The following is a 14,131-nucleotide window of genomic DNA, read 5'->3' as shown; positions in this document are numbered from 1 at the left end:
CACACGCCGCGCCAATCGCTCTTGCAGAGTGGATCAGCCGCTCCCTATCTAAGCGCCGAGGTTACATTTCTCGGGCAAGGATCGCTGGGTTGGACTATCTCTTTGTCGCCGCAGGTTTGCTGGCGCTGTTTTTTGGTGGTGAAGCCCTGGTGCGCGGCAGTGTCGGCTTGGCCAACCGATTGGGCATCCCGCCGCTGCTGATCGGTCTGACCGTCGTCGGGTTCGGCACGTCAACCCCGGAACTCTTGGTGTCGATGGACGCTGCGTTGCGTGGGGAGCCGGACATTGCAATCGGCAACGTGATCGGTTCGAACATCGCCAACATCCTGCTGATCCTCGGGCTGACCTGCCTGATCTGGCCGATACAGGTATCCGGCTCCACGCTGCGCCGGGACGTCACTGTCATGATGATCGCGACGCTGCTGCTGTTGCCCATCTTCGCCCTCGCCGAGGTCAGCCGTGTGTCGGGCGCACTTCTCGTGACGGGCCTGATCGGGTACCTGACATGGGCTTATCTCGCTGCTGGCAAGACCCCCGCCCATCCTGATATGCAGATCGCCGGCCCCACGGCGTTTGCGTCGGCGCTCTGGTTGCTGGGCGGGTTGGCTGTTTTGCTCCTGGGCGCGCGTTTTCTGGTAGATGGTGCGGCCTCGATTGCGCGTGGCTTCGGCGTGTCCGAAGCGTTCATCGGCCTCACCATCGTCGCCATCGGCACCTCTCTGCCCGAACTGACCACCTCGGTCATCGCCGCGATGCGGCGCCAATCCGACATCGCGATCGGCAATGTGATCGGCTCGAACATCTTCAACCTGTTGGGTATTTTGGGGGTGACGGCAATGATCACACCCATTCCACTGGCCAGCCGGTTTGCACGTTTCGACCTGCCCATCCTGATAGCGGTGACGGCATTCATTGCTGCGGCGCTGCTTCTGCGGCCCCGGCTTGGACGCTGGCTGGGCGTGGTGATGTTGACAGGATATGCCGCCTATGTCGTCACGGCACTGGGATGACCACCTGCATCCGGCGCAGGTTCAACCTCAGTCCCGACCAATTTTCAGATACAACTGGTCTTTCACGCTGGGCGAGACAAATTTCGACACATCCCCGCCAAGTTTGGCGATTTCCTTCACCAGTTTCGATGCAATCGCCTGATACTTGGCCTCGGCCATCAGAAACACGGTCTCGACGCTGGCATCCATCGCGCGGTTCATGCCAACCATCTGATATTCATACTCGAAATCCGTCACAGCCCGCAGGCCGCGAATGATGATCTGCGCCCCGACATCATGGGCGCAATCAATCAGCAGGTTCTCGAACGGATGCGCGATGATCTCGGTGCCGGTCTCGGCGGCCAGCTTGGCGCATTCGGCTTCGACCATCGCGACACGCTCTTCCAAGGAAAAAACCGGCCCCTTGCCCGTGTTGACCGCCACGCCGATCACCAGACGGTCCACCAGCGCACAGGCCCGCCGAATAATGTCCGTATGCCCCAACGTGATCGGGTCAAAGGTTCCGGGGTACAGTCCGACACGCATGATCTGGCCTTTCTTAAATGCCGGCACGCAACAATATTGCGACCGGCATTGCAAGTCTTTTCCGCAGCGCGGCGCTTGACCGTGCCGGTGCTATCCCACCCGGGTCAGTACCCCATGATCATGTTTTTCAACGCATCCGCCTGCTGCGACAGCTCGTCCAGCCGCGCCTTGACCACATCGCCGATGGATACAAGGCCGATCATCTCGTCCCCCTCCATCACCGGCATGTGGCGGAACCGGCGTTCGGTCATGATTTGCAGCACCTGAATGGCCCGATCGCCGGGCGCACAGGTGACCAGCTTCGACGTCATCAGATCATCCACCACCTGATCCAGACACCCTGACCCCACCTTCCCCAACGCCGACACAATGTCACGTTCGGACAGGATCCCGACCGGGCGCACACCATCCTGCGAAACAATCACCGCACCAATTTTTTTCTCGGACAACAGGTTTGCCGCGTCAGCAACCTTGCTGCCCGGCTTGACCGTCGCAACACCCGCCAGCGTTTTGTTTTTCAGGATCTGGTGAATGAGCATTGTGCCCTCCATTCTGGTGTAATTCTTGTATTTTTCTGTCCTCAGCGTCACCCCAAGCGCAACAATATGTCAAGGGCTGTTTGCAATCGCAGCAAAGGAAAAATCGCCTCACACCATCGCTTCCAGCCGGGCCACCTCGTCCCGGATCCCCCGCGTCAAGGCTTCGGCAACGCGGGCAAAACGTTCGACCCGCACGTCGCCTTCATGTCGGATCAGATAGAAGGATCGTGTGATCGACAATTCTTCGACCAGAACCCGCACCAGATTGGGCGCAAAGGGCAGAATGAAATCATGGGTGATCCCCACACCACCCCCCTGCCGAACCATGCCAAGCTGAACCGACACGAGGTTCGAGGCCAATGCCACCTTCTCGATCCCCATCCCGGTCAGAAAGTCCAGTTCCGGATAGAAGATCATGTCCTGGATATACCCCACCACGGGATGGGCGTGCAGATCCTCCAGATTTTGCAACGGCGGAGCCGCATCCAGATAATCCCGCGCCGCCGCCAGGTGCAGATGGTAATCCGTAATCTTCTGCAACGTGAGCCGCCCCGCCTGCGGAGGCGAGACGGTGATCGCCATATCCGCTTCGCGCTTGGACAGGTTGATCACCCGCGGCAAGGCCACGATCTGCAACTCCAGCTCGGGATGCTGTTTCCGGATCGTGGTGCAGACCTGCGGCAGGATATAGCTTGCACACCCGTCCGTCGCCCCAATGCGCACCTGCCCCGACAATTGGCCCGACGGTCCCGCCAACTCGTCCACCCCCGACAACACCGCCTGTTCAGCCTGTTCCGCATGCGACAAAAGCCGTGATCCGGCCTCGGTCAGCGCATAACCCTGCGGAGATTTGGTGAACAGCGGCTGCCCCAGATCCCCCTCCAGCTTCGCCACCCGCCGCCCCACGGTGGCGGCATCCCGTCGCAGCACCTTGCCAGCGCGCGACAGGCTTTCAGCCCGCGCGACGGCCAGAAACACCCTCAAATCATCCCAGTCCATCTCTCACCTTTCGACATTTGCGACATCGGGTTTCTTCTGGCTCCAAATATCCCCGCCGGAGGCTTCCGTCCTCTCGGCGCTGCCAAGGCTTGCATTTTTGCAAAACCTTTTTGGTAAACTGCCTCTTTTCCCGGCATAAATGCAAGGCTATCTTGCCCCCGAACAGATGGGAGACAGACCATGAAGACACTGGGACACTGGATCAACGGCCAATTGGTCGACGGAACATCAGGCCGCACCGCCGACGTCTACAACCCCGCAACCGGCGAGGTTCAGGCGAAAGTGGCCCTGGCCACGAAAGACGAATTGGACGCCGCCGTCGCAAGGGCCGTCGAGGCGCAAAAGGAATGGGGTGCGACCAACCCGCAGAAACGTGGCCGCGTGATGATGGCCCTCGTTGGCCTTCTGAACCGCGACATGGACAAGCTGGCCGAGGCGCTCTCGCGCGAGCACGGCAAGACTATCCCGGATGCCAAGGGTGACGTTCAGCGCGGGCTTGAGGTGATCGAATACTGCATCGGCGCCGCCCAGATGCTGAAGGGCGAGTTCACGGACAGCGCCGGCCCCGGCATCGACATGTATTCCATGCGCCAGCCGCTGGGTGTTGTCGCCTCGATCACGCCCTTCAACTTCCCCGCCATGATCCCGCTCTGGGGCATGGGCCCGGCCTTGGCCTCGGGCAACGCGATGATCCTGAAACCGTCCGAGCGTGACCCCTCGGTCCCCCTGATGCTGGCCGAGCTGTGCAAGGAAGCCGGTCTGCCCGACGGCGTGTTGCAGGTGGTGAACGGTGACAAGGACGCGGTGGATGCGATCCTTGACAACGAGACCATCCAAGCGGTGGCTTTCGTTGGATCGACCCCGATTGCGCATTACATCTACTCGCGTGCCACGGCAAACGGCAAACGGGCGCAGTGCTTTGGTGGCGCCAAGAACCACATGATCGTGATGCCTGACGCGGATATGGAACAGGCCGCCGATGCCCTGATCGGCGCGGGCTTTGGCGCCGCGGGCGAACGCTGCATGGCGATCTCGGTCGCCGTGCCGGTGGGGGATGAAACCGCCGACAAGCTGCGCGACGCGCTGGTGCCACGGATCGAGAAGCTGAAAGTCGCGCCCTATACTGCGGGCGATGATGTGGATTACGGCCCGGTCGTCACTGCGGCGGCCAAGGAAAACATCCTGCGCCTGATCAACTCAGGTATCGAACAGGGCGCGGACCTTGTCGTGGACAACCGCGATTTCAGCCTGCAAGGCTATGAAGACGGCTTTTTCGTCGGTCCGCACCTGTTTGACCGGGTGACCACCGACATGGACATCTACAAGACCGAGATTTTCGGCCCTGTCCTGTCCATGGTCCGTGCCGAAAACTATGAAGAAGCCATCGGCCACGCCATGAACCACGAATATGGCAACGGCACCGCGATTTTCACCCGTGATGGCGATACCGCGCGCGACTTTGCCAACCGGATCAACATCGGCATGGTGGGGATCAACGTTCCGATCCCGGTTCCGCTGGCCTATCACACCTTCGGCGGCTGGAAGAAGTCGGGCTTTGGCGATCTGAACCAGCATGGCCCGGACGCGTTCAAATTCTACACCCGCACCAAAACCGTGACCACGCGCTGGCCATCAGGCATCAAGGAAGGTGGCGAGTTCAACTTCAAAGCGATGGACTAAGCGCCAGTTGGCACCCTGAACAACACAGCCCCGGTCCTTGGACCGGGGCTTTTTCAATCCAGCGGCCGCCCGTCCCCCAAGGTCTGGATGAACAGGTCCACATCATCGGCAGCAATGCCCAGATAGGACAGCGCCTCAGCCCCGCTTCGAAACACATCCATCTCGGTCGAGATCCGGCCCTGCGCGGATTGTTCGAAGATCCGTGCCAGAACGAAAGCCTCGGGTTGCGGGGCCAGCAAGGCCACTTTGCTGGCGAAATGATAGTCACGCGACAGCTTTTTTTGCATCTGCACATATTCCAGCGGTCCTTCATTGGGCCGATCAATTGTGCGCAAGTCGCGCAGATCGACAAGCACCAGTCGCCCCTTGGGGGCATCAATGGTGATGATCCACTCGGCGACCCGCGCGATCAGGCTTGCGAAATGAACATGCGCGGTGCATCGGACAAGCAAAAAGTTTTCGTTTTCAAAATAGGTAGCAGTATGCATTTTCAACCCCGGCGCGATTGCGCCACCTCAAACAAAGCGTGTGGCTTACCCAAGGTCAACCTTAGAACGCCAGATTCTTTTACGTTTGCCGCGCCGTAAGTGATCCCGGCGCCGAATGCTTGTCGCCTGCCCTCAATGATGCAAAGCTGTGACCAGCACGACCGAAAGGACAGCTCATGGCCTTGAAAGAACCGCCGTTTTCGATTGGGATCGAAGAAGAATACCTGCTGGTGGATCGTGAAAGCTATGCGCTGGCCCGCGCCCCCGACCGGTTGATGAACGATTGCAAGGCCGAGCTTGAAGGTCAGGTCAGCCCCGAATTCCTGCAATGCCAGATCGAGATCGGCACCCGCGTCTGTGCCAATGTCTCTGAGGCGCGCGAAGACCTGAAACGCCTGCGTGCGACCGTTGCCAAACATGCAAAGACCTATGGCCTGGCCCCGATTGCCGCCTCGTGCCACCCGTTTGCCGACTGGAAGGAACAGCACCATGTCGACAAGGACCGCTATAACGACCTGAAACGGGATCTGGCCGGTGTGGTGCGCCGGATGCTGATTTGCGGGATGCATGTGCATGTCGGCATTCCCGATCCCGACACGCGGATCGACCTGGTCAACCAGCTTCGCTATTTCCTGCCCCACCTGCTGGCGCTGTCGGGCAGTTCGCCGTTCTGGCAAGGCGATGATACCGGGCTGGCCTCCTATCGGCTGACGGTGTTCGACAACCTGCCGCGCACCGGCTTGCCGCCGCATCTGTCCGGCTGGTCCGAATTTGACCGCTCGGTGCAGGCGCTGGTCGATATCGGCGTGATCGAAGACAGCTCGAAAATCTGGTGGGATCTGCGCCCTTCGTCGCGCTTTCCCACGATCGAAAGCCGTATCTGTGATGTGCAACCGCGCCTGGAACACACAATCAGCCTGGCCGCGCTGACTCAATGTCTGGCCCGTATGCTGTGGCGCCTGAAAGCCAAGAACCAACGCTGGCGGCTTTATGACAACTTCCTGGTCGCCGAAAACCGCTGGCGCGCGCAGCGGTATGGCATCGCGGGCGGGCTGATCGACTTTGGCATCGGCGAGATCGTGGAGTTCCCGCAACTGCTTGAGGATATGTTCCTCCTGATTGAACAAGATGCCGAGGCCCTTGGCTGCAGCATCGAGGTCGAAGCCACGCGTGGCGTTCTTGAAACCGGGATTTCAGCGGATCGCCAGCGCGCCGTCTTTCACGACAGCATTCAGGCGGAAAAGCCGAAAGAGTATGCGCTTCAAGACGTTGTGCGCCACCTGATCGAGGAATACCACGCCGATCTTTGACCCGTCTTGCCCGCCACATCCGCTCATCTGACGTAACGGCAGCTTGCGACGCGACGGAACTCTCCTCCGGCTTGAAAAACTCCTGTAAGGATTGCGCCATAACGTATCCGGAAAACACCTGGACGGGAGAAAGACATGGATTTCGCGCTTTCCGAGGAACAGACCCTCATCTTCGACATGGCCAAAGGGTTCGGCGAAGAAAATATCGCCCCCAATTCCGAGAAATGGGAGGCCGAGGGCACGATCCCGAAAGACCTCTGGCCGCAATTGGCTGAACTGGGTCTGGGCGGCATCTATGTCTCGGAAGAATACGGTGGGTCGGGTCTGTCGCGGCTGGACGCAACGCTGGTCTTTGAAGCTCTCGCGATGGCCGACCCCGCTGTCGGCAGCTTTCTGTCGATCCACAATATGTGCGGCGGCATGATCGACAAGTTTGGCAAGGACGAAGACAAGCAGAAATGGTTGCCTGCCCTGTGTTCGATGGAAAAGGTGTTTTCATATTGCCTGACAGAACCGGGGTCGGGATCGGATGCCGCCGCCCTGAAAACCCGCGCCGAAAAGACAAATGACAGCTATGTGCTGACCGGCAACAAGGCGTTCATCTCGGGCGGCAATTATTCCGACGTCTACGTCACCATGTGTCGCACCGGAGAAAACGGCCCCAAGGGGATATCAACCGTGATCGTCGAAGCGGGCACACCGGGTCTGAGCTTCGGCGCGAATGAACGCAAGATGGGCTGGAAGGCGCAACCGACCAGCCAGGTTCAGTTCGACGATTGCGCCGTGCCGCACGAAAACCTGCTGGGCGAGGAAGGCAAGGGCTTTACCTATGCCATGGCCGGGCTGGATGGCGGCCGCCTGAACATCTCGGCAGGTGCCCTTGGTGGCGCACAGAAGGCGCTGGACCTGACGCTGCAATATATGGGCGAACGCAAGGCGTTCGGCCGCACCATCGACCAGTTCCAGGCATTGCAATTCAAGCTGGCGGAATATGAAACCCGCCTGCAAGCCGCCCGCACCTTCCTGCGTCAGGCCGCATGGAAGCTGGACAACAACGCGCCAGATGCCTCGAAATTCTGCGCCATGGCCAAGCTGATGGTGACAGACGCCGCCTTTGACGTGGCCAATGGCTGCCTGCAACTGCACGGCGGCTATGGCTATCTGGCCGATTATGGGATCGAAAAGATCGTGCGTGACCTGCGGGTCCACCAGATTCTGGAAGGCACGAACGAGATCATGCGCCTGATCGTTGCCCGTCAATTGCTGGCAGAACGCGACCGCGGCTGATGTCTGATATCTCGATTCGGAAAGAAGGCAAGGCCGGGCGGATCACCCTGACCCGGCCAGACGCCCTGAACGCGCTGTCCTACGACATGTGTCTGGCGATTGACGTCGCCCTGATCGACTGGATCGACGACGACGAGGTCGCGTTGATCATCATCGACGCTGAAGGCGACCGCGCTTTCTGCGCCGGCGGCGACATTCGCGAGATCTACGAGATCGGTCAGTCCGGCGATCCGACCCGCGCCCGAAACTTCTGGCGTGACGAATACCGGATGAACGCGCGCCTGTTCGAATTTCCCAAGCCCATCGTCAGCTTCATGCAGGGCTTTACTATGGGCGGCGGCGTTGGTGTGGGCTGCCATGCCTCGCACCGGATCATGGCGCGATCCTCGCGTATGGCGATGCCGGAATGCGGCATTGGGTTGGTGCCGGATGTGGGGGGGTCACTGATCCTGGCCCATGCACCGGGACGGCTGGGCGAATATATCGGCATGACGGGTGCGCGCATGGCACCGGGCGATGCGATCCACGCAGGTTTCGCGGATTACGTGATCCGGCAGGCAGAATGGCCCGCACTCAAAGCCGATCTGATCCGCACCGGAGACCCCAGCCACATCAACGAAGCCGCCATCCCCGCAATTCCCGGCAACCTGTCTGCAATGCAGCCGATGATCGACACCCATTTCGGTGGCGGTAGCCTCGGAGAAATCGTGGCCTCGTTGCGCAGCGATCACAGTATCTTTGCCGCCAACGCGCTGGAACTTGTGGGCCGCAATTCGCCCCTGTCGATGGCCTGCACGGTCGAAATGATCCACCGCCTGTCAACGACCCACGATGTCCGCAAATCACTGGAACTGGAGTACCGCTTCGTCTATCGCGCACTTGACCAGTCAGACCTGATGGAAGGCATCCGCGCCGCCGTCATCGACAAAGACCGCAGCCCGAACTGGAAGCACGGCCTGGACGACCTGCCCGACGACGCCGTCGACAAGATGCTTGCCCCGCTGGGTGAAAACACACTGACCTTCTAAGGAGACCTGCAATGAAAATCGGATTTATCGGACTGGGCAACATGGGCGGACCGATGGCCGCGAACCTTGCCAAGGCTGGCCACGAGGTAACAGGCTTCGACATGGTGCCCGTCGACATCGACGGTGTGACCATGGCCGCCTCGGGCGCTGAAGCGGCCAAGGGACGGGACGTGGTCGTCACCATGCTGCCCAACGGCCAGATCCTGCGCGCCGTGGCGAATGAGATCATTCCCGCGATGGACGCCGGAACAGCTTTCGTCGATTGCTCGACCGTAGATGTGGAAAGCGCCCGCGACGTCGCCAAACAAGCCGCGGACGCAGGGCTTTTGCCCGTGGATGCGCCGGTGTCAGGCGGTGTCGGCGGGGCAACAGCCGGCACACTGACCTTCATGGCCGGCGGCTCGGCGGACGCCTTTGCCAAGGCAGAACCCCTGTTTGACATCATGGGTCAGAAAGCCGTTCATTGCGGCGACAGCGGCGCGGGTCAAGCCGCCAAGATCTGCAACAACATGATCCTTGGCATTACCATGATCGGCACCTGCGAAGCCTTCGCGCTGGCCGACAAACTGGGGCTGGACCGGCAAAAGATGTTCGATGTGGTGTCGACCTCGTCGGGTTACAGCTGGTCGATGAACGCCTATTGCCCGGCGCCCGGTGTCGGCCCGCAATCGCCCGCCGACAATGACTACAAGCCCGGCTTTGCCGCCGAACTGATGCTGAAAGACCTGCGGCTGAGCCAGCATGCCGCCGAGGCTGCCGATGCCGACACACCGTTGGGCCAAGCCGCCACCGCGCTTTACGAGCAGTTTGTCGAATCTGAAGACGGACGGGGCATGGACTTCTCGGCCATGCTGCCGCGCTTTGAAAAACGGTCACGCAGTTGACAGGAGATCGACGGGGGCGCTGCCCCCACGGCGCGCCCCTTGCGGGGCTCGCCTCCCCCGGGATATTTGGAACAAGAAAAAGCACGGATCGCCTTTTTCTTGTTCCAAATATCCCCGCCGGAGGCATGAAATCCAATGAACTGGGTCGACGACAACACCGAGTTTGCGGCACTTGACGCCCCGGCGCGTACGCTTTTGGGGACGTTGGATCCGGTCGAGGTGCCAAGGGGCACTGTGCTGTTCTGTCCCGGCGAGGCGGTGAAAGGATATGTGGTCATGCTGTCCGGGCAGGTCGATGTGAACCTGATCGGCCCCAATGGGCGCGACATTCTGTTGTACCGGGTAGAGCCGGGGCAAAGCTGCATCCAGTCCACTCTGGGTCTGCTGGGTGGGGACGCCTACACCGGCGAGGCGATGGCCGAAACATCGGCACGGCTGGTCTTGATCCCACGCGATGTGTTCTTTGCGCTTCTTGACAGTTCACCGGGGTTTCGGCGGTTGGTGTTTGCCGCATTTGCGGACCGGATGCAGTCGATGATGCAACTGATCGAAAACGTGTCCTTCATGTCGGTGGAATCGCGCCTTGCAGCGCTGATTCTGGATCGCGCCGGCCCTGATGGCTGTTTGCACATGACCCAGGCCGAGATGGCCACGGCAGTCGGCACCGCCCGCGAAGTGATCTCGCGCCGGTTGGACAAGTTGGCACAGGCGGGTGCGGTGGCGCAGGAACGCGGCAGCGTGACGATCCTGAACCGCAGCGCATTGAACGACATCGTGCGCGGCGCGGCATTTTGACCGAGGTTCTATGTGACCACGTCACATGCTTTTTCCAGCAGCATTTTCTAAGGTCAGGCAAACAGGACAAAGAAAGGAGATCACCATGTTCAAGACCAATACCGGCAATGTTGATCGCATCATCCGGATCGTCGTGGGTCTTGCCCTTCTGGGGTGGTACTTTTTCGCAGGTGGCCCTGTCTGGGCGCTGATCGGGATTGTTCCACTGGCCACTGGCGCATTGGGGTTTTGCGCGTTGTACAGCCTTTTGGGGATCAATACCTGCAAGCTGAAAAACTAAGCAATTTTCAACTTTTGATCGTTAGACCCGAGGGTGTAACGAGTGAAACGGTGAACGCCGGGCGATATCCGCCCGGCGTTGTGTTTTTGAGGGGCGGGCCGCTTATGCAGCCCGGCCTTCTTATTTGGTGATGATCTCTGGTCCCATCAGCGTGGTCGGCAACCAGGTCGACAGGAACGGGATATAGGTCACCATGATCAGGAAGACGAACAGCACGGCCAGGAAGGGCAGCGCGGCTTTCACCACCTTCATCATCGGCATGCCAGCGACGCCCGATGTGACGAACAGATTCAGTCCGACCGGTGGCGTGATCATCCCGATTTCCATGTTGACCACCATGATGATGCCCAGGTGAATGGGGTCGACACCCAGTTCGATGGCAATCGGGAACACCAGCGGCGCCACGATCACGATCAGGCCCGACGGCTCCATGAACTGCCCGCCAATCAGCAGGATGATGTTCACGATGATCAGGAATATGATCTTTCCAAAGCCGGCCGACAGCATCGCGCCGGCGATCTGCTGCGGGATCTGCTCGTCCGTCAGAACGTGTTTCAGGATCAGCGCGTTGGCGATAATGAACATCAGCGTGATCGTCAACTTGCCTGCATCGAACAGCGTCCGGCGCGTATCGGCGTGGAAGAACGCGGTGACCAGAGCCTGCGGTTTTTGCAGCAGGTTCTTCTTGCCTTCGCCCTTGTCGGCCAGCGGCCCCATGTCGCGATAGACAAATGTGGCGACGATGAACGCATAGACCGAGGCAACGGCGGCGGCTTCAGTTGGCGTGAACAACGCGCCGGTAATGCCGGGAATGCCATAGATGCCGACCATGATGATCACGATCAGAAGCAAACCCCAGACGGCGTCACCGAAACTCTCCAACACCTCGCGGACCCCGGCGAACTCGCCTTTCGGCATGTCCTTGATCGTGGCGATCACATAGATCGCAATCATCAGCATGACACCTGCCATGATGCCCGGGATGACACCGGCCAGGAACATCCGGCCCACCGACACTTCCACAGCCGAGGCATAGACCACCATCACGATAGAGGGCGGGATCAGGATGCCCAGCGTACCCGCGTTACAGATGACACCGGCGGCGAAATCCTTGGTGTAGCCGACCTGGCGCATCGCGGCGATCACGATTGTCCCTATGGCAACCACGGTGGCGGGCGACGAGCCGGACAGTGCCGCAAACAGCATACAGGCAAACACACCCGCAATCGCCAAGCCGCCCCGAAAGTGGCCCACACAGGCAATCGAGAAGCGGATGATCCGCGCCGCCACACCACCTGTTGACATGAAACTGGACGCGAGGATGAAGAACGGGATCGCCAAGAGCGTATAATGCCCGGCTTCGGCCTGATAGAAACTCTGCGCAACCGATGCCAGTGATGTGTCGGAAAACAGCAGCAGGAAGATGATCGAGCTCATGCCAAGGGCAATCGCGATCGGAACGCCGATCATCAGGAACCCGACGACCATGGCGAAAAGGAAGAGGACGTCCATGGCTTATGCCTCCTCGGACTTGTGTTGCAGTTCTTCCAGCTCGTCTTCCACCTCGTGGCTGACGATCAGGCTGTCCTGCTGGCCCCGCCAGATCCGGATGGTGGCCTGAATGAACCGAAACAGCAGCAGTGCCACGCCGACCGGCAGAACCGCATAGGGGATCACGCGCGGTAGCTTGTCATAGGTTTCGCCCTGATTGATCCAGCCTTCCAGAAAGCGCAAGAAATCAAGCATTGGCACCTGGTCGGTGATGTACCAGGCCTGATCGCGGGTCTGCTCGAAACCCGTGGGAAACCACCGGCCCGAGGTGCGGTCGAGGGCCGCATAGGGCGCCCAGTAATCCCACGCGCCTTTTAGCAGCAGGAACGAATAAACGATACAGATCGCTGCTGCCGTCAGGGCCAGAAACCGGCGCGGTCCGTCCGAAAGCAGGTTTGTCAATGCATCTACACCAAGATGCGCGGTAACTTTCACACCGTAGCTCACGCCCAGAAGCACGAGCCATGCAAACAGGATCAGCGTCACCTCAAGCCCCCAGATCAGCGAGGAGTTGAACACGTAACGCAAAACCACGTTCACGAAGGTAATCATTGTCATCAGGCCGAGGATCAGGGCGATCAACGTTTCCTCGAACCCGTTGGAATTGTTGGAATGAGTGCTCATGGCTGTCCCTTCCCATGTTGCTGGGGGCGCCGTTTACCCAAAGTCAGATTTTTATGGGGCGCATAGTGGGATACAACGGGGGCCCGAGCATGATGCGCGGGCCCCGGATTCTCAGTTTGTCAACTGTTCGTTGATTTCCTGTGCGATGGCGATGTTTTCGGCACCGACATCGGCTTCGAACTGGCTCCAGACCCGTTTCATGACATCGACCCATGCCTGGCGCTGCTCCGGTGTCAATTCGCGGATCACACCGCCGGCATCCAGAACCGCCTGACGGGCTTCGGCGTCAACTTCGCCAACAGCCGCGTTGCGGGTTTCGGTGACTTCACTCAGGATCGTGGACAGTTGGTCGCGAATCTCTGCATCCAGACCTTCCCACCAGTCGACATTGGTCACGACCAGATAGTCCAGCACACCATGGTTGGTCTCGGTCGTGCCGTCCTGCACTTCGAAGAACTTCTTGCCATAGATGTTCGACCAGGTGTTTTCCTGGCCATCCACAACACCCTGTTGCAACGCGCCGTAAACTTCCGAGAAGGCCATCGGCTGCGGGCTTGCACCCAGCGCCTGCATCTGGGCGACCAGCACGTCAGAGGGCTGCACGCGGAATTTCAGCCCGGCAGCGTCACCGGGTTCAATCAGCGGCTTGTTGGCCGAGAACTGCTTCATGCCGTTGTGCCAGAATTCCAGCCCCAAAAGGCCGCGGCGCGCCATGGATTGCTTCATCGCCTCGCCTGTTTCTGATTGCTGGAAAGCGTCGACCGCAGCCATGTCCTTGAACATGAACGGCAGGTCGAAAATGCGGAACTGTTTGGTGAAGGCTTCAAACTTCGACAGTGACGGCGCGGCCAGTTGCACGTCGCCTTGCAGCATCGCCTCGAGCACCTGGTCGTCATTGTAGAGGGTCGAGTTCGGATAGACCTCCATACAAGCCTTGCCGTTCATTTCTTCGTTCACACGATCCGACAGCAGCGAAGCTGCGATGCCCTTGGGGTGCTTGTCAGAGTTGGTGACGTGGCTGAACTTGATCACAAGCTCGCCTTCGTCACAGGCAGCAGAAGCGGTGTTTACAGTTGCCGTCAGCGCGATCGCCGATACGGCCATGGTCAGGAATTACATAAGGTGTCCTCC

Annotated in this window: 15 protein-coding genes; 8 read left to right on the top strand and 7 right to left on the bottom strand. The window is 59.8% G+C overall.

Features of this window, described 5'->3' with window-relative positions; all coding sequences use genetic code 11:
* The first annotated feature begins 89 nt into the window (after positions 1 to 89).
* Positions 90 to 1,010, top strand: coding sequence for a calcium/sodium antiporter (locus tag MUY21_RS11540; protein ID WP_248410525.1), 921 nt, complete (start codon positions 90 to 92; stop codon positions 1,008 to 1,010).
* Between the two features lie 27 nt (positions 1,011 to 1,037).
* Here the strand turns inward: MUY21_RS11540 and coaD are convergent, their stop codons facing one another.
* From coaD to MUY21_RS11525, 3 genes are all read right to left on the bottom strand, one after another.
* Positions 1,038 to 1,535, bottom strand: a complete 498-nt coding sequence (coaD, locus tag MUY21_RS11535) for a pantetheine-phosphate adenylyltransferase (RefSeq protein WP_248410524.1) — start codon at positions 1,533 to 1,535, stop codon at positions 1,038 to 1,040.
* Positions 1,536 to 1,639: 104 nt separating this feature from the next.
* Positions 1,640 to 2,074, bottom strand: a complete 435-nt coding sequence (locus MUY21_RS11530) for a CBS domain-containing protein (protein ID WP_191285435.1) — start codon at positions 2,072 to 2,074, stop codon at positions 1,640 to 1,642.
* Between the two features lie 108 nt (positions 2,075 to 2,182).
* Entirely contained in the window at positions 2,183 to 3,073 is an 891-nt protein-coding gene (locus MUY21_RS11525; protein ID WP_248410523.1) for a LysR family transcriptional regulator, read from the bottom strand.
* Between the two features lie 180 nt (positions 3,074 to 3,253).
* Here MUY21_RS11525 and MUY21_RS11520 point away from each other — a divergent pair, with 180 nt between their 5' ends.
* Positions 3,254 to 4,753, top strand: a complete 1,500-nt coding sequence (locus MUY21_RS11520) for a CoA-acylating methylmalonate-semialdehyde dehydrogenase (RefSeq protein WP_248410522.1) — start codon at positions 3,254 to 3,256, stop codon at positions 4,751 to 4,753.
* Positions 4,754 to 4,806: 53 nt separating this feature from the next.
* On the opposite strand, the gene MUY21_RS11515 is transcribed toward MUY21_RS11520, so the two are convergent.
* Positions 4,807 to 5,241 carry a hypothetical protein gene (locus tag MUY21_RS11515; RefSeq protein ID WP_248410521.1) on the bottom strand — a complete coding sequence of 145 codons (435 nt, stop codon included), beginning with the start codon at positions 5,239 to 5,241 and terminating at the stop codon, positions 4,807 to 4,809.
* Positions 5,242 to 5,417: 176 nt separating this feature from the next.
* Here MUY21_RS11515 and MUY21_RS11510 point away from each other — a divergent pair, with 176 nt between their 5' ends.
* The 6 genes from MUY21_RS11510 to MUY21_RS11485 all read left to right on the top strand — a co-directional run bounded on the left by MUY21_RS11510 (position 5,418) and on the right by MUY21_RS11485 (position 10,825).
* A complete protein-coding gene (locus tag MUY21_RS11510) occupies positions 5,418 to 6,551 on the top strand; it encodes a carboxylate-amine ligase (protein ID WP_248410520.1) in 1,134 nt (377 codons plus the stop codon).
* 135 nt (positions 6,552 to 6,686) lie between these two features.
* Positions 6,687 to 7,838 carry an acyl-CoA dehydrogenase family protein gene (locus tag MUY21_RS11505; RefSeq protein ID WP_248410519.1) on the top strand — a complete coding sequence of 384 codons (1,152 nt, stop codon included), beginning with the start codon at positions 6,687 to 6,689 and terminating at the stop codon, positions 7,836 to 7,838.
* On the top strand, positions 7,838 to 8,866 hold the full coding sequence (locus tag MUY21_RS11500; protein ID WP_248410518.1) for an enoyl-CoA hydratase/isomerase family protein: 1,029 nt from the start codon (positions 7,838 to 7,840) through the stop codon (positions 8,864 to 8,866). Before MUY21_RS11505 ends, MUY21_RS11500 begins: the two co-directional genes overlap by 1 nt.
* 11 nt (positions 8,867 to 8,877) lie before the next feature.
* Complete coding sequence (mmsB, locus tag MUY21_RS11495) at positions 8,878 to 9,750, top strand: 3-hydroxyisobutyrate dehydrogenase (protein ID WP_248410517.1); 873 nt, start codon at positions 8,878 to 8,880, stop codon at positions 9,748 to 9,750.
* Positions 9,751 to 9,885: 135 nt separating this feature from the next.
* Entirely contained in the window at positions 9,886 to 10,545 is a 660-nt protein-coding gene (locus MUY21_RS11490; RefSeq protein ID WP_248410516.1) for a Crp/Fnr family transcriptional regulator, read from the top strand.
* 85 nt (positions 10,546 to 10,630) lie between these two features.
* Positions 10,631 to 10,825: a DUF2892 domain-containing protein gene (locus MUY21_RS11485; protein WP_248410515.1), complete on the top strand. Its 195-nt coding sequence runs from the start codon at positions 10,631 to 10,633 to the stop codon at positions 10,823 to 10,825.
* Positions 10,826 to 10,945: 120 nt separating this feature from the next.
* On the opposite strand, the gene MUY21_RS11480 is transcribed toward MUY21_RS11485, so the two are convergent.
* From MUY21_RS11480 to MUY21_RS11470, 3 genes are all read right to left on the bottom strand, one after another.
* Entirely contained in the window at positions 10,946 to 12,337 is a 1,392-nt protein-coding gene (locus MUY21_RS11480; RefSeq protein ID WP_248410514.1) for a TRAP transporter large permease, read from the bottom strand.
* Between the two features lie 3 nt (positions 12,338 to 12,340).
* On the bottom strand, positions 12,341 to 13,000 hold the full coding sequence (locus MUY21_RS11475; RefSeq protein WP_191285424.1) for a TRAP transporter small permease: 660 nt from the start codon (positions 12,998 to 13,000) through the stop codon (positions 12,341 to 12,343).
* Positions 13,001 to 13,111: 111 nt separating this feature from the next.
* Positions 13,112 to 14,104, bottom strand: a complete 993-nt coding sequence (locus MUY21_RS11470; RefSeq protein ID WP_248410513.1) for a TRAP transporter substrate-binding protein — start codon at positions 14,102 to 14,104, stop codon at positions 13,112 to 13,114.
* Positions 14,105 to 14,131: the final 27 nt, after the last annotated feature.

Origin of the sequence: Aliiroseovarius sp. S2029, assembly GCF_023195575.1 — a bacterium.
In the GTDB taxonomy this organism is placed as follows: domain Bacteria; phylum Pseudomonadota; class Alphaproteobacteria; order Rhodobacterales; family Rhodobacteraceae; genus Aliiroseovarius; species Aliiroseovarius zhejiangensis.
This window is presented reverse-complemented; position numbering and strand designations above follow the sequence as displayed.